The sequence below is a fragment of the Citricoccus sp. GCM10030269 genome, from assembly GCF_042665635.1.
Taxonomy (GTDB): domain Bacteria; phylum Actinomycetota; class Actinomycetes; order Actinomycetales; family Micrococcaceae; genus Citricoccus.
On record NZ_JBHTCV010000005.1, the window covers coordinates 600,804 to 615,546 of the forward strand.

A 14,743-nucleotide genomic window follows, 5' to 3' on the forward strand; every position below is an offset into this window, starting at 1 on the left:
TCGCGCTGGTTCCGTCTCCCGTGGCCAGGTACGGAGCGAGAAACATCTGGTGGGCCCTGCCGGGATCGAACCGACGACACCTGCGGTGTAAACGCAGTGCTCTACCAGCTGAGCTAAAGGCCCTGGGATCCGCCGTGCCACACCGGTCTCGGCGTGGTGGCGGTCCGGATTATTTTACGGCATCCAGGTGGGCTTGCCGTTCGCGCTCACTGCCGGGCTCCGCCCTGATCCGGGACAGTACGGCTCCGGTGGCATCCACGAGGACGCTGGAGCGGTGGGGACGGCCGGTGTTCTCGTTGAACTCCCCCACTGCCTGCGCGGCGGCACCGTGCGGCCAGAAATCGGACAGCAGCGGCGTGTCGATGCTCAGATCATCCGCCAGCGCCCGCAGGACGGCTGCGGAATCACAGGACACCACCCGAAGCCCGACGCCGGCCGGTGACAGTTGCGCGCCCAGTTCGTCGACCCAACTCAGTTCGGCCGTGCACACCGGGGTGAAGGCTCCCGGCAGAAAGAAGAGCCAACAGCGCGAGGGGACCGGGCCGACGTCGTGCGTGGCAGGGTGCTGGCCCACGGGGGCCAGGGGCGGCCACGGCCAGTCCTGACCGAACTGGTCACGCAGTGCCGGTCCGGCGGGAACCGTCACAGGTTGCGCTTGGCCACCAAGCGGGTCGCGATCCAATCCGCGGACACTCCGGCGGTGGTCGTGACATGGAGTCCGGCGGTCGGTGCCGCCTCGGCGACGTCGGCCGGTGGCACGTACCCGTCGCGGCCCTTGCGCGGGGTCAACAGCCACAACAGTCCGGAGGAGTCCAGAGAGGTCTGGGCATCGAGCAGGGCGTCCACGAGGTCTTCGATGTCCCCGTCGCCCTCGCGCCACCACAAGATGACGGCGTCGACCGGCTCCTGGTCCTCTTCGGTCAGCAGTTCAGTACCGAGCTCGTCTTCCAGGGTGTTCCGGAAATCGAAGTCGATGTCCTCGTCGAAACCGAGTTCCTGGACCAGGTGGCCTTCGGCCAGGCCCATCTTGGCGCTCGGTCCGTCACTGGTCTCCGCGGTACGCCCAACGGCGGGGGCGGAGTCTGGCTGGTTCACATCTCTCCTTGGCTGTTGCGTTGCACCCATATATATAGGGCATCTCAAAGGCATCTCAAAAGCATCCTTTCATCCAGATTACTGCGTCAGCGCCACAGCGGGCCATGCCGACCCCGTCCGCTCTCCGTTTCCCCTCTCCGTTCCGCTCTCCGTCTCCGCGCGCCGTCATGCGGCGGGAAGGGGCCTGCAGCAGAGGTCGCTGAGGTTATACAGTCGTGGGTGGAAGCAAAGGACCCTCATCGTGACCCGCCCGGACGATCCCGGGAAGGACCAGGGTCCTGGAGAACAGCGGAACACCCTTCCGCCAACAGAGAGGTTGCCGTGAGCGCAGCTGAAGAGAGCTCCCACATCCTGAGCGGCCTGACCGACCGGATTCCGGACAAGGATCCTCAGGAGACGGCCGAGTGGATCGAGTCCTTCGACGGACTCGTGGAGGAACGCGGCACGGAGCGCGCCGAATACATCATGCGCCAGCTCCTGCAACGCGCCGGGACCAAGTCCGTGGGCGTGCCGATGGTCACCACCACGGACTACGTCAACACGATCCCCGTGGACCAGGAACCGGACTATCCCGGCGACGAAGAGCTTGAGCGCCGTTACCGCAACTACCTGCGGTGGAATGCGGCCATGATCGTCCAGCGCGCCCAGCGCGACGGCGTCGGCGTCGGCGGTCACATCTCTTCGTACGCCGGTCAGGCCACCCTGTACGAAGTCGGACTGAACCACTTTTTCCGCGGGCAAGACCACCCCGGCGGCGGCGACCAGATCTTCTTCCAGGGCCACTCCTCCCCCGGCAACTACGCCCGCGCCTTCCTCGAGGGCCGGCTGACCGAGGAAGAGCTGAACGGTTTCCGCCAGGAGAAGTCCACCGCTCCGAACGGCCTGCCGTCCTACCCGCACCCGCGCATGCTGCCGGACTTCTGGCAGTTCCCCACGGTGTCCATGGGCCTGGGTCCGATCAACGCCATCCACCAGGCGCAGTTCAACCGCTATCTGCACAATCGCGGCATCAAGGACACCTCCGACCAGCACGTCTGGGCGTTCCTGGGTGACGGCGAGATGGACGAGCCCGAATCGCGCGGCGCCCTGCACGTGGCCGCCAATGACAAGCTCGACAACCTCACCTTTGTCATCAACTGCAACCTGCAGCGCCTCGATGGCCCGGTCCGCGGCAACGGGAAGATCATCCAGGAACTGGAGGCCTACTTCCGCGGGGCCGGCTGGAACGTCATCAAGGTGCTCTGGGGCCGCGAGTGGGACGACCTGCTGGACAAGGATGACCAGGGCGAGCTCGTGCGCATCATGAACGAGACGCTCGACGGCGACTACCAGACCTACAAGGCCGAGTCCGGCGGATTCGTGCGAGACCACTTCTTCGGTCGCTCTTCGGTCACCAAAGAGATGGTCGCCGATATGTCCGACGACGAGATCTGGGGCCTCAAGCGCGGCGGTCACGACTACTACAAGGTCTACTCCGCCTACAAGGCGGCCCTGGAGTACAAGGGCAAGCCGACCGTCATCCTGGCCCAGACGATCAAGGGCTACGGCCTCGGCCCGCACTTCGAGGGCCGCAACTCGACCCACCAGATGAAGAAGCTCACGGTCGAGGACGTCAAGCAGTTCCGTGACCGGCATCGGATTCCGATCACGGACGAGCAGATCGAAGCGGATCCGTACAACGTCCCGTACTACCACCCGGGCCCGGATGCGCCGGAGATCAAGTACATGATGGAGCGCCGCCGCCAGCTCGGCGGGTTCCTGCCCGAGCGGCGCAGCGACTATGACAAGATCGCCATGCCACCCGAGTCCGCGTACAAGCACGCGCGCAAGGGCACGGGCAAGCAGCAGGCCGCCACGACGATGGCGTTCGTCCGGCTGCTCAAGGATCTGATGCGGGACAAGAACATCGGCAAGCGGATCGTGCCGATCATCCCGGACGAGGCCCGCACCTTCGGCATGGACTCGTTCTTCCCCACCGCGAAGATCTACAACCCCAAGGGACAGAACTACCTGTCCGTGGACCGGGACCTGTTCCTGTCCTACAAGGAGTCGAGCTCCGGCCAGCTGTACCACGTGGGCATCAACGAGGCAGGGGCCGCCGCGGCCATGACCGCCGTCGGGACCTCGTACTCGACGCACGGCGAGCTGATGATCCCGGTGTACATCTTCTACTCGATGTTCGGCTTCCAGCGCACCGGCGACGCCTTCTGGGCAGCCGGCGACCAGCTCGCCCGTGGCTTCGTCATCGGCGCCACCGCGGGCCGGACCACGCTGGCCGGCGAGGGCACGCAGCACATGGACGGTCACTCACCCGTGCTGGCCGGCACCAACCCCGCGGTCAAGCACTATGACCCCGCGTTCTCCTACGAGATCGCCCACATTGTGCGCCAGGGACTGGAAGACATGTACGGCGACCATGACCGCGGAGACGACGTCCGCAACGTCATGTACTACCTCACCGTCTACAACGAGCCGATCACCCATCCGGAGGAACCGGAGAACCTGGACGTCGAGGGCCTGCTCAAGGGCATTTACCGCTACAGCCAGGGCCAGGGCGAGGGACCGAAGGTTCAGCTCATGGGCTCCGGCGTGTCGCTGCCCTGGGCCATCGACGCGGCCGCCGTTCTCGCCGAGGACTGGAACGTCTCCGCCGATGTGTGGTCCGTGACCAGCTGGAACGAGCTGCGCCGGGACGCGGTGGCGGCCGAGCGCTCGTCCCTGGAAGAGCCCGACGGCGGCGCCCGGGTACCCTACATCACCCAGAAGCTCGAGGGTGCCGAGGGACCAGTCGTCGCCACGACCGACTACGCCACCCTGGTGCCGGATCAGATCCGCCCGTTCGTGCCGAACGAGTTCGCGACCCTGGGTGCGGACGACTTCGGTTTCGCCGACACGCGGGCGGCGGCCCGTCGATACTTCCTGATCGATACCCACTCCATGGTCGTGAAGGCGCTGCAGATGCTGGAGCAGTCCGGCGCGGTGGAGGCCGGCACCGCGGCGAAGGCCTACGAGAAGTATCGGATCAACGAGGTGAACGCCGGAACCACCGGCACGGTCGGTGGCGACTCGTGACCGAGTGTTGACCGACTACTGACCGGTCGTTGATCGACAGTTGACCGGTCGTTGAGGGACACAGAACGGCGGTTGTGGGTTTCCCACAACCGCCGTTCTGTTCACGTGCACCGGAAACCGACGGCGCGGGCCTATGCTCGGGGCATGTCCGAGGTACGTCTGAATCCCCCACCGCGGCAGGTGTCCGCCGAATCCCTGCGCCGATTGAGGGCCCACCTCGGAATGCTCAACACCGCCACCCTGCAGCGACTGGACAGCACACTGCCCTGGTACCGGAAGCTGACGCCGGACGAGCGGTCCTCCCTCGGCCTCATCGCCCAGCGCGGCCTGACCGGCTTCTTGTCCTGGTTCGAACGCCCCTCCACCACCATGAGCACGGTGCTCGGCGAGGTCTTCGGTGGCACGCCCACAGAACTGACCCGGTCCATCAGCCTGCAGCGCGCTCTGCAGCTGATCCGCACGGTGGTGGATGTGGTGGAGGCCCAAGTCCCCGGGATCGTGCAGGACCATGACCAGGCGCTGGTGCGCGAGGCCGTCCTGCGGTACTCGCGCGAGATCGCCTTCGCCCTGGCCGACGTGTATGCCCGTGCCGCCGAAACCCGAGGAGCGTGGGACAGCCGGAACGAGGCCGTCCTGCTGGACGCGGTGCTGCGCGGTGAGGCCCCCGACGAGATCCTCTCCCGTGCCGCCGCCTCCGGGTGGAAAGGCGGCAAGGGCGTCATGGTGATGGCCGGTTCCACGCCCTCCGTGGAACTGCCCACCCGGCTGGCCGGCGTCCGCCGGACCGCGAACCGGGCCGGGCACGACCTGCTGGCGGGCGTCCAGTCGGAACGGTTCGTCCTCGTCGTCGGCAGCGTCACGGACCCCAGCCAGACTGCCACGGCGCTGACGGCGTGGTTCGGTGAGGGAGCCGTCGTCTACGGCCCCTTGTCTGATTCCCTGGTGGACGCCCATCGCAGCGGCCGAGAGGCGCTGGCTGGGCTGGCCGCCGCGCCCGCATGGCCGCGGGTTCCCCGGCCCGCCCACGCACAGGACCTGCTGCCGGAACGATCCCTCCAGGGTGATCAGGCGGCCATCGAGATCCTGGTGCATCGGGTGTTCGTTCCGCTGCAGGCCGCCGGCAATTCGCTGCTGGAGACGGTGGACACCTATTGCGAACTCGGCCACTCGCTCGAGGCGACCGCCCGGGAGCTGTTCGTCCATGCCAACACCGTGCGCTACCGTCTGCGGCGGGTCAGCGAGGTCACCGGCTGGGATCCGCTGGTGGCCCGCGATGCCTACGTGCTCCAGACCGCGTTGGCGGTGGGGCGGCTGCGCCCGGTGCGACGAGAGGATTGACCGGAGGACTGGCTAGAGGCGACTGGAGGAACGACTGTAGGAATCCTCCAAAAGGGGGTGCCGAGCTTGGTGCCCCTGGTGCCCCGGAACTCGGTCACGGCTTTGACACAGTTAACGGCATGCTTGCAATCGTGTGTCCCGGCCAAGGTTCTCAGACCCCGGGGCTATTGACCCCCTGGCTCGAACTGGACGGCACCTCCGGGTTGCTCGAGGAATGGTCGACCGCCACCGGAGTCGATCTCACCGCCCACGGCACCGTGTCCGATGAGGCCACCGTCCAGGACACCGCAGTGGCCCAGCCGCTCATCGTCGCCGCAGGCCTGCTGGCCGCCCACTCCCTGCACCTGGACTCCCTGCCCACCGATGGGTGGATCGCCGCAGGACACTCCGTCGGAGAGATCACCGCCGCGGTGCTGGCCGGCGTGTTGCCGGCGTCGGAGGCCCTGGAGTTCGTGCGGATCCGCGCAACCGGGATGGCGGAGGCTGCCGGGAGCCAGCCCACCGGAATGGCTGCCGTCCTCGGGGGCGATCCGGACGAGGTCCTCGCGGCCATTGAGGCCCACGGATTGGTCCCGGCCAATGCCAACGGTGGCGGCCAGGTGGTCGCCGCCGGGTCGTCAGAGGCTCTCGCCGCCCTCGCGGCCACTCCGCCGGCCAAGGCCCGGGTGATCTCCCTGAAGGTGGCCGGCGCCTTTCACACCCCCTACATGGCCTCCGCGGTTCCGGCGCTGAAGTCCTACGCCGAGACCCTGCAGCCGAACGACCCCCAGGTGACGCTGCTGTCCAACCGCGACGGCCGCGCCGTGCCGACCGGACGCCAGTTCCTCGATCAACTCATCGACCAGGTGACCCGCCCGGTGCGCTGGGACCTGTGCATGGACAGCCTCCGAGAGGCCGGTGTGACCGGACTGATCGAACTGTTGCCCGGCGGGACTCTCACCAAGCTGGCCAAGCGATCCCTGAAAGGTCTCCCCTCCCTGGCCGTGACGTCCCCGGCCGATCTCGACGCTGCTCGTGACTTCGTCGCCGAACACGCCGCCCCTGCCGAATAACTCCAGAGATCACCTCAGATCACCAAGGACACTATGACTGTCACCCTGAAGCAGTACGAGCCCGTCGCGGGCAGCCGCATCCTCTCCGTGGGCGCGGCCCGCGGCAATCTCGTCGTGACCAACGACGACGTCGCCGGACCGATCAACTCCTCGGACGAATGGATCCAGCAGCGCACGGGCATCGTCACCCGTCGCCGAGCCGACCGAGACACCTCGCTGCTCGACCTGACCACCACGGCCGCGGAGGAAGCCATCGAGAAGGCGGGTCTGACCGGGGCTGACATCGATGCCGTGATCGTCTCCACCGTCACCTCGCCCTATGCGACCCCCTCGGCCGCCGCGGCCCTGGCCCACAACATCGGTGCCACTCCGGCCCCGGCGTTCGACATCTCGGCCGCTTGCGCCGGGTACTGCTACGGCGTCGCGCAGGCCGACGCCCTGGTGCGCTCGGGCATGGCGGAGCATGTGCTCGTCGTCGGTGCCGAGAAGCTCTCCGATTTCATCGACAACTCCGAGCGCTCCATCTCCTTCATCCTGGGCGACGGCGCCGGCGCCGTCGTCGTGGGCCGGTCGGACGAGACGGGAATCGCCCCGAGCGTCTGGGGCTCTGACGGTGAGCGCTGGGAGACCGTGAGCATGACGCGGTCCCTGCTGGATGTGCGCGACGCCGTGGAGAAGGCCCGGACCACCGGGGACGCCTCCGCGCTCACCGACCCGGAGAACAAGCTGTGGCCCACGCTGTTCCAGGACGGGCCCAGCGTCTTCCGGTGGGCCGTGTGGTCGATGGCCAAGGCCGCCCAGGAAGCCATGGACCGCGCCGGCGTGCAGGCGGAGGACCTGGCGGCCTTCCTGCCTCACCAGGCCAATGAGCGGATCATCGACGAACTGGCCAAGCAACTCAAGCTGCCGGATACAGTGACCATCGGCCGGGACATCAAGGAGACGGGCAACACCTCCGCCGCATCGATCCCCCTGGCCATGCATCGAGTCCTGCAGGAGGACCCGTCCCTCAGTGGGGGCCTGGCCCTCCAAATCGGTTTCGGCGCCGGGCTGGTCTACGGCGCCCAGGTGGTCCGACTCCCCTGAGCCGGACCACCTGACCCGACCTCCACGTCCGCAGGATGATGGATGCTGGATCAACCACCACGGGGATCCCTCCTGGACCCCGGACACCAACGAAGGAGACACCATGGCAAATAAGGAAGACATCCTCGCCGGCCTCGCCGAGATCGTCAACGAAGAGACCGGTCTGGAGACCGAAGAGGTCCAGCTGGACAAGTCCTTCACCGACGATCTGGACATCGACTCCATCTCGATGATGACCATCGTGGTCAACGCCGAGGAGAAGTTCGACGTCAAGATCCCGGACGAGGAAGTTAAGAACCTCAAGACCGTGGACGACGCCGTCGAGTTCATCGCCAACGCGCAGTCCTGACGGCCCACCCGCACCCGGGGGCCGAGGAGGGGCCAGGCTGACGGCGGAACCCGCTGTCCCGACGTCGGCCCGGCACCTCCCGGTCCCCTGTGCTCCGGGTGCTCCCGCACCCGCCCGAACCACCCCGACGGGTCCGCCGACCCCCTGACGACCGAAGGCAGAAACATGAACCGCAAAGCCGTGATCACCGGACTCGGTGCCACCACACCGATTGGCGGTGACGTCCCGACTTTCTGGAAGAACGCCCTCGCCGGAACTCCCGGCGCGCGGACTCTCGACCAGGAGTGGGTCGCCGAGTATGAACTGCCCGTGACCTTTGCGGCGCAGGTCTCCTCCCCCGTGGCCGACTCACTGTCCAAAGTCGAGATGAAGCGCATGGACCCCAGCACCCAGTTCGGTGTGGTCGCAGCCCGCGAGGCCTGGGCCGACGCCGGATTGAACGGTGAGGAGTCCGTGGACCCCGAGCGCTTCGCCGTGTCCTTCGGTACCGGAATCGGGGGTGTGTGGACGTTGTTGGACGGTTGGGACACGCTGCGGAACAAGGGACCTCGCCGCGTTCTTCCGATGACCGTGCCGATGCTGATGCCCAATGGCCCGGCCGCTGCCATCAGCCTTGATCTGGGCGCCCGTGCCGGCGCCCGCACGATGGTCTCAGCGTGCGCCTCCGGAACCGAGTCACTCGACATCGGTCTGCATCTGATCCGTACCGGCGAGGCCGACGTCGTGATCTGTGGTGGCGCGGAGGCGGCGATTCACCCCCTGCCGATCGCCGCCTTCGCCTCGATGCAGGCGTTGTCCCGCCGCAACGACGAGCCTGAGCTCGCCTCGCGTCCCTACGACCGGGATCGGGATGGCTTCGTTCTCGGTGAGGGAGCCGGCGCCTTGGTCCTCGAGTCGGAGGAGCACGCGCGGGCCCGTGGCGCCCGCATCTACGCCGAGCTGGCCGGCTCCGGTGTGACCTCTGACTCCTTCCACATCACCGCTCCTGAAGAGAGCGGACTGGGCGCTGCCCGGGCCTTGACGGCTGCCCTCGAGTCGGCCGAGGCCTCCCCGGAGGACGTGTCCCACGTCAACGCCCACGCGACGTCCACTCCGGTGGGAGATCGTCCGGAGTATCTGGCCATGAAGTCGGTCTTCGCCGATCACTTGGACTCAGTGGCGGTCTCCGCGACCAAGAGCCAGACCGGGCACTTGCTGGGGGCCTCCGGCGCCATCGAATCCGTGCTCACCGTCCTGGCGGTCTATCACGGCCAAGCGCCGGTGACGATCAACCTGGAGAACCAGGACTCGGAGATTCCGCTCAATGTGGTGAGCGGATCACCCCGCGACCTCCCCGAGGGCCAGCGCGTCGCCGTCAACAATTCCTTCGGCTTCGGTGGCCATAACGCGGTGTCGCTGTTCCGCAGCGTCTGACGACCCCGGCAGTTAACGACAGAACCCGCCAGGTGATCCTGGCGGGTTCTGTCGTGGACGACCAGTTCTGGGAGGAACGTCGAACAGTGAGGTGGTGGGTCTTCTAGCCGACCTGGTGCAGCCAGCGCACGGGGGCGCCGTCGGCGGCCTGGCGGAACGGCTCGAGTTCCTCATCCCAGGCTTCACCGAGGGCCAGGCTGAGCTCGTGGAAGACGGCCGAGGCATCGCCATGGGCCTGTTCATAGGCGTAGCGGATGCGGTCCTCGGAGACCATGATGTTGCCGGTGACATCGGTGGTGGCGTGGAAGATGCCCAGTTCCGGGGTATGTGACCAGCGGCTTCCATCGCTTCCGGTGGAGGCTTCTTCGGTGACCTCGTAGCGCAGATGCGCCCATCCGCGCAGTGCTGAGGCCAAGCGTGCACCGCTGCCCTGGGGCGCGGTCCACACGATCTCGGCACGATAGCTGCCGTGGGCCGCGGGCTGCGACTCCCACTCGAGGCGCTCTTGGGCGCCCAGGACCGACCCCACCGCCCACTCGATGTGTGGGCATAGCGCGGCCGGGGCCGAGTGGATGTAGAGAATTCCACGGACCATGGTTTCAGACATACGTTCCTCCCAGTGCTGTGCGGTACGTCTTCCCCAACGTCCCCACAGGCGATCGAACCGAAACGGTTCTTGGGAGGCGGCGGCTGGCGCCGGATGCCTCGTTCTCTTCACTCGTTCTTGAGTTCACTGCGTGGCTCACGGCGTCATGGCGGGCAAATCGCCGCAAATGACACGCGTGTGCTTCCGGGCACCATTGTGCACTACGAAGACGCCCAGAGCCAAGAACGACACCAGTGGTCTGCAACGTGTCGGGGGTGTTTGGACGGCAGGCGTGGCGGGCTGGCGTAGTGGGCGGGGGGTGGGTGAAAGCGCCTCACGCCCGAGGATGCGCCTGACGGTAGCCGTCGCGCAGACGTTCGATGGAGATGTGGGTGTACAGCTGCGTGGTCTGGAGCGACGAGTGGCCCAGCAGTTCCTGGACGCTGCGCAGGTCCGCTCCCCCGTCGAGCAGGTGCGTCGCCGCGGTGTGGCGCAACACGTGGGGGCCGCGGGCCGAGGTGTCCCCGAGTTCGGCCAGGGCCTTGTTCACCACGTCGCGAATCTGCCGGACTCCCATCCGGCCACCGCGGACGCCGACGAACAGGGCTCGCTCTGCCGCTGTCCCGTCCCCGGTCGTCCCTGCCGCCGCCAGATGCCGGCGGCCCTGGTCCAGCCACCGATCCAGTGCGCTGGCGGCAGGGCCACCGAAGGGCACGGTGCGCTGTTTGTTGCCTTTGCCGGTCACCCGCAGGGTCCGTCGTTCATAGTCGACGTCGGTTCGGTCCAGTCCGGAGAGCTCGGAGACGCGCAGGCCGGTCGCATAGAGCAGCTCGAGGATGGCGGCGTTCCGCAGGGCCACGGCTCGGGTCCGCGTGCGCTCCTCTGATTTCTTCTCTGACGGCGCCACGTCGGTGTGCTCGGACGGGGAGTCCGCCCGCGTGCCGATGGAGGTCAGCAGTCGCTGCGCCTGGTCGGCGCTGAGGGCCTCCGGCAGTGACCCCGTGCGTTTCGGCGAGCTCAGGCGCAGGGACGGGTCAGCACTCACGTGGCCTTCTCGGACGGCCCAGGCCATGAACACGCGGACCGACGCCGCCTTGCGAGCCAGGGTCGAGCGGGAGCGGCCGGCCGCGGACAGTCGGCCGAGCCAGCCACGCAGATCGGCCAGGTCCAGACCGGAAAGCACGTCCGGCCAGGCTCCGCCGTGCGGCTGCAGATGCTCGTGCTGGGCCACGTCCCGAATCAGCCCCTCCAGGTCGGAGACATAGGCGCGAACCGTCTGCGGGGACCGGTTGCGTTCGTGGGCGAGGTGCTCGGCAAACCCCTCCACCCACTGCCGGTCCGTGGCCGAGAGACGCGGTGGCGCGCTCGGCTGCTCGGCTGACTGTTCGGTGGCGGGCATGCCCTCACTCTGCCACTGTGCACCGGTGGCTAGGTGGAACAACGCCGCCAACCATTGCCACGCTGTTCGGCCATCGATTGCCGCTGAAGCCTCTTCAGGGTTCCCATGACCGTGCCCGGGCCCAGGCCGGCGACACTGCAGAGCTTGTCGATCGGCGCTGCACTGCGCAGCGGAAGAGCCTCGTAGACCAGCAGTTCCTCGATGGTGAGGTGATCGTGGGGACGCTCGGAACCTGATCCTGAGTCTGGGTCAGGGCCAGATCCAGAGTCTGAACCACGGCCCGGGGTGCCGACCCCCGGCATCAGTGCCATCGCCTCCTCCACGTCCGTGACGACGGACGCCGGAGATTCACGCAGCAGACGGTGACAGCCGGCCGACTGCGGGGAGGTGACCGGGCCGGGAACCACACCGATCTCGCGCCCCAGTCCCAGAGCGTGGCCGGCCGTGTTCTGCGCCCCGGAGCGCCATCTGGCCTCCACCACCAACACCGCACCCGACAGCGCAGCGATGAGGCGATTGCGATGCAGGAAGCGATGTCGGGTGGGACTGCTCCCGGGGGCCAACTCGGAGAGCAATAAACCGTGCCGGGCGACGTCCCGCAGCAACTCCTCGTTCCCAGCCGGGTAGTAGCGGTCCAGTCCCCCGGCCATCACGGCCACGGTGGGCGGCTCTCCCGCACCCGAGGCCAAGGCCGCCCGGTGGGCCATGGCATCGATGCCGTACGCGCCGCCGGAGAGCACCGTCAGGCCACGGGCGCCCACCCCGCCAGCGAGGGTCCTGGTGACGGACTGCCCATAGGCCGTCGCATCGCGGCTGCCGACGACGGCGACCGTGGTGGACAGCTTCGGAACGGCGCCGACACCTCGGTACCACAACGCCAGAGGCGCCGCGGGGCCGAGATCATCCACCGCGACCGGCCAGTCCGGGTCGTCGGGGACCAACAATCCCCCGGACATCCGCTCCATGCTCATCACATCCCGTTCCGGCGCCACGGTACGCGACCGGGCGCTCCAGCCCTCCATGGCTTTGGCCCACACGCGTTCGGACAGTGCCATCCCTTCGCCGTGGAGCACCAGGCTCAGTTCCTGCCGCTCATCCGCACCCGGGCGATCCTGACCGGAGAGGATCTGCAGGGCCCGAACTGCGCCCCAGACTCTCACTGCGGTCGTGCCGAGCGCCGACCCGGGCTCCACGATCCGCGTCAGTGCAGCGCGAGCGAGCCGGTCGTGGTCGATGTTCAGGGTGGTGGTCATGAGGTCTCCTCGCCGTCCCCGCGTCGTCTCAAATACAGAGCTGTGTCCACGTAGTCGGCGTCCGGGCGTTCGTTGCCCCGGAGATCTGCGACCGTCCATGCCAGCCGCATCACGCGGGCGTGACCGCGGGCGGTGAGCTCTCCCCGGTCCACGGCCATGTCTGCTCCGCCGCGCGCGTGACGGTCGAGAGCCAGGGGCCCGTCCCGCAACAGGGCAGCAGGTACGTGAGCGTTCCGGGACAGCCCGAGTGGACCGAGTCGTTCTTCCTGCCGGGCCACCGCAGGCATGATGCGCGCGCGTACCGTGCCCGAGTTCTCACCGCCGTGCCCCGACGTCAAAGCCGCAGCATCCACCGACGGCACCGTGACCTGGATGTCGACCCGGTCCAGCAAGGGCCCGGAGAGTTTGGCGGCGTACCGACGCCGCTGCACGGAGGTGCACCGGCACTTGCTGCCCCGGCCGCCGCCCCACCCGCAGGGGCAGGGGTTGGCGGCCAATACCAGTTGGAATCGGGACGGGTATCGGACTGTTCCGGAGGACCGGTGAAGGGTGATGGCCCCGGATTCGAGAGGTTGCCGGAGCGCGTCCAGTGCCCGCCGGTCGAATTCGGGAGCCTCGTCGAGGAAGAGCACGCCGCCGTGGGCCAGTGAGGCGGCGCCCGGCCGCGCGATACCGGAACCACCGCCCACCAGGGCGGCCATGGAAGCGGAATGGTGTGGTGCTTGAAACGGCGCGCGACGGATCAGTTGCGCGGCATCGCGGGACCGGCCGGTCAGTGAGCGCACGGCTGTGGCCTCCAGAGCAACGCGATCGGGTAGCGGTGGGAGAATGCCGGGTAGCCGTTCCGCCAGCATCGTCTTACCGGCGCCCGGGCTGCCCTCAAGTAGGAGATGGTGACCTCCGGCTGCGGCCACCTCCAGGGCGAAACGGGCCTCGAATTGCCCGGACACCTCGGACAGGTCGGGTGCCACATCCGATCCATCCGTGGTGAGGCCGTCTCCGTTGTTCCCGTGGAGCCCGCTCTCGGGCGCGCTTGCCGCTCGGGTCACCTCGTCGCCCCGATCTGCCACTGCACTGGCGAGGGGAGGTTCAGGATCTCCGCCGAAGGCCCGGATCACGTCATGCAGGGACCGGAAGCCGCGGACCGTGGCACCGGGAACCAGAGAGGCCTCGTCCACCGATTCCTCGGCGACGATGACGTCCGGACGGCCGGCCTCGACGGCGGCCATCACCGAGGGGAGAATTCCAGGGGCGTGGCGCAATCGCCCGTCGAGTCCGAGTTCGGCCAGGAAGACCGGCCCGTGGACGCCGAACACCTGACGGTCCGCGGCATAAGCGGCCAGGACGATACCCAGATCAAAACCGGGCCCACGTTTGTGGAGCGCAGCGGGGACCAGATTGACCGTGAGGTGCCGTCGAGTCAGCGGCAGCCCCGAGTTGCGGGCCGCGGCTTTGATCCGGTCACGGCTCTCCTGCAGGGCCTGATCCGGCAGTCCCAGCAGCACGAATCCCGGCAGCGTCTGACCGATGTCCGCCTCGATCTCCACGAGGTGGCCGTGCATGCCGGTCAGGGCGACGGCGAGGGTCCGGCCCATCACCGCTGGCGCGCTCATGGCTGGATGTCCTTGAGGAGTTCGACCTTCAGCCCTCCACCGGCGGGCACGAGGACCGAGACGGCGTCCACGCGCCAGCCCGCGGACCGACCCGCGTCCGGGTGAGCGGCTGCCCATTGGTGGGCCAGTCGGTACAACCGGCGCAGCTTGCGCGGATGAATGGCTTCAAAGGGATGGCCGTAGCCGGTTCCCCGCCGCGTCTTGACCTCGACCGCGACCCACCAGCCCTGGTGCATCGCGACGAGATCGAGTTCCCCATCCGAGCAGCGCCAGTTGCGGTCGACGATCTGATAGCCCTGGTCCTGTAGCCAACGAGCGGCGACGTCCTCACCGAAGCGGCCGAGGGCCGTGTGAGCTGATGATGGCCTCGGCCGGTGTTCAGCCGTTGCGGATTGATCCATTCCTGCACCTCCGCGTCCCAGCCTGCGCCACCGCGGACGGCAGTGGGGCCCGGGGATGGTGCCATGTGGAGGAAACCCAGCCGTCG

Annotated in this window: 13 protein-coding genes and 1 tRNA gene; 6 read left to right on the forward strand and 8 right to left on the reverse strand. The window is 67.8% G+C overall.

Translation table 11 applies throughout. The features are described from left to right. Nucleotides 1-47 precede the first annotated feature (47 nt). The 3 genes from ACFQQD_RS09915 to ACFQQD_RS09925 form a co-directional block, all read right to left on the reverse strand. A tRNA-Val gene (locus tag ACFQQD_RS09915) sits at nt 48-123 on the reverse strand. 46 nt (nt 124-169) lie between these two features. Beyond that, the gene (locus ACFQQD_RS09920) at nt 170-646 is read right to left on the reverse strand and encodes a redoxin domain-containing protein (RefSeq protein WP_378088799.1); all 477 of its coding nucleotides are present in this window, start codon (nt 644-646) and stop codon (nt 170-172) included. After that, the gene (locus tag ACFQQD_RS09925) at nt 643-1,026 is read right to left on the reverse strand and encodes a DUF3052 domain-containing protein (RefSeq protein WP_378090086.1); all 384 of its coding nucleotides are present in this window, start codon (nt 1,024-1,026) and stop codon (nt 643-645) included. Before ACFQQD_RS09925 ends, ACFQQD_RS09920 begins: the two co-directional genes overlap by 4 nt. Nucleotides 1,027-1,416: 390 nt before the next feature. Here ACFQQD_RS09925 and aceE point away from each other — a divergent pair, with 390 nt between their 5' ends. The 6 genes from aceE (at nt 1,417) to fabF (ending at nt 9,405) form a co-directional block, all read left to right on the forward strand. Further along, nucleotides 1,417-4,167: a pyruvate dehydrogenase (acetyl-transferring), homodimeric type gene (gene aceE / locus ACFQQD_RS09930; RefSeq protein WP_378088801.1), complete on the forward strand. Its 2,751-nt coding sequence runs from the start codon at nt 1,417-1,419 to the stop codon at nt 4,165-4,167. 144 nt (nt 4,168-4,311) lie between these two features. After that, nucleotides 4,312-5,505: a PucR family transcriptional regulator gene (locus tag ACFQQD_RS09935; protein ID WP_378088804.1), complete on the forward strand. Its 1,194-nt coding sequence runs from the start codon at nt 4,312-4,314 to the stop codon at nt 5,503-5,505. A gap of 119 nt (nt 5,506-5,624) precedes the next feature. After that, nucleotides 5,625-6,557, forward strand: a complete 933-nt coding sequence (locus tag ACFQQD_RS09940; protein ID WP_378088806.1) for an ACP S-malonyltransferase — start codon at nt 5,625-5,627, stop codon at nt 6,555-6,557. A gap of 33 nt (nt 6,558-6,590) precedes the next feature. Further along, nucleotides 6,591-7,643, forward strand: coding sequence for a beta-ketoacyl-ACP synthase III (locus tag ACFQQD_RS09945; protein WP_378088808.1), 1,053 nt, complete (start codon nt 6,591-6,593; stop codon nt 7,641-7,643). A gap of 103 nt (nt 7,644-7,746) precedes the next feature. Continuing rightward, the gene (locus ACFQQD_RS09950; RefSeq protein WP_378088810.1) at nt 7,747-7,992 is read left to right on the forward strand and encodes an acyl carrier protein; all 246 of its coding nucleotides are present in this window, start codon (nt 7,747-7,749) and stop codon (nt 7,990-7,992) included. A 165-nt stretch (nt 7,993-8,157) separates the two neighbouring features. After that, the gene (gene fabF / locus ACFQQD_RS09955; RefSeq protein WP_378088812.1) at nt 8,158-9,405 is read left to right on the forward strand and encodes a beta-ketoacyl-ACP synthase II; all 1,248 of its coding nucleotides are present in this window, start codon (nt 8,158-8,160) and stop codon (nt 9,403-9,405) included. A gap of 103 nt (nt 9,406-9,508) precedes the next feature. Here the strand turns inward: fabF and ACFQQD_RS09960 are convergent, their stop codons facing one another. The 5 genes from ACFQQD_RS09960 to ACFQQD_RS09980 all read right to left on the reverse strand — a co-directional run bounded on the left by ACFQQD_RS09960 (nt 9,509) and on the right by ACFQQD_RS09980 (nt 14,657). Further along, the gene (locus ACFQQD_RS09960; protein ID WP_378088815.1) at nt 9,509-10,012 is read right to left on the reverse strand and encodes a DUF3145 domain-containing protein; all 504 of its coding nucleotides are present in this window, start codon (nt 10,010-10,012) and stop codon (nt 9,509-9,511) included. Nucleotides 10,013-10,325: 313 nt separating this feature from the next. Next, nucleotides 10,326-11,390: a tyrosine recombinase XerC gene (locus ACFQQD_RS09965; protein WP_378088817.1), complete on the reverse strand. Its 1,065-nt coding sequence runs from the start codon at nt 11,388-11,390 to the stop codon at nt 10,326-10,328. A gap of 29 nt (nt 11,391-11,419) precedes the next feature. After that, complete coding sequence (dprA, locus tag ACFQQD_RS09970; RefSeq protein ID WP_378088819.1) at nt 11,420-12,643, reverse strand: DNA-processing protein DprA; 1,224 nt, start codon at nt 12,641-12,643, stop codon at nt 11,420-11,422. After that, entirely contained in the window at nt 12,640-14,256 is a 1,617-nt protein-coding gene (locus ACFQQD_RS09975) for a YifB family Mg chelatase-like AAA ATPase (RefSeq protein ID WP_378088821.1), read from the reverse strand. Before ACFQQD_RS09975 ends, dprA begins: the two co-directional genes overlap by 4 nt. After that, nucleotides 14,253-14,657 (reverse strand): YraN family protein, encoded by a 405-nt coding sequence (locus ACFQQD_RS09980; protein ID WP_378088823.1) that lies wholly within the window; start codon nt 14,655-14,657, stop codon nt 14,253-14,255. The genes ACFQQD_RS09975 and ACFQQD_RS09980 overlap by 4 nt, the downstream gene beginning before the upstream one ends. Between the last annotated feature and the right edge of the window lie 86 nt (nt 14,658-14,743).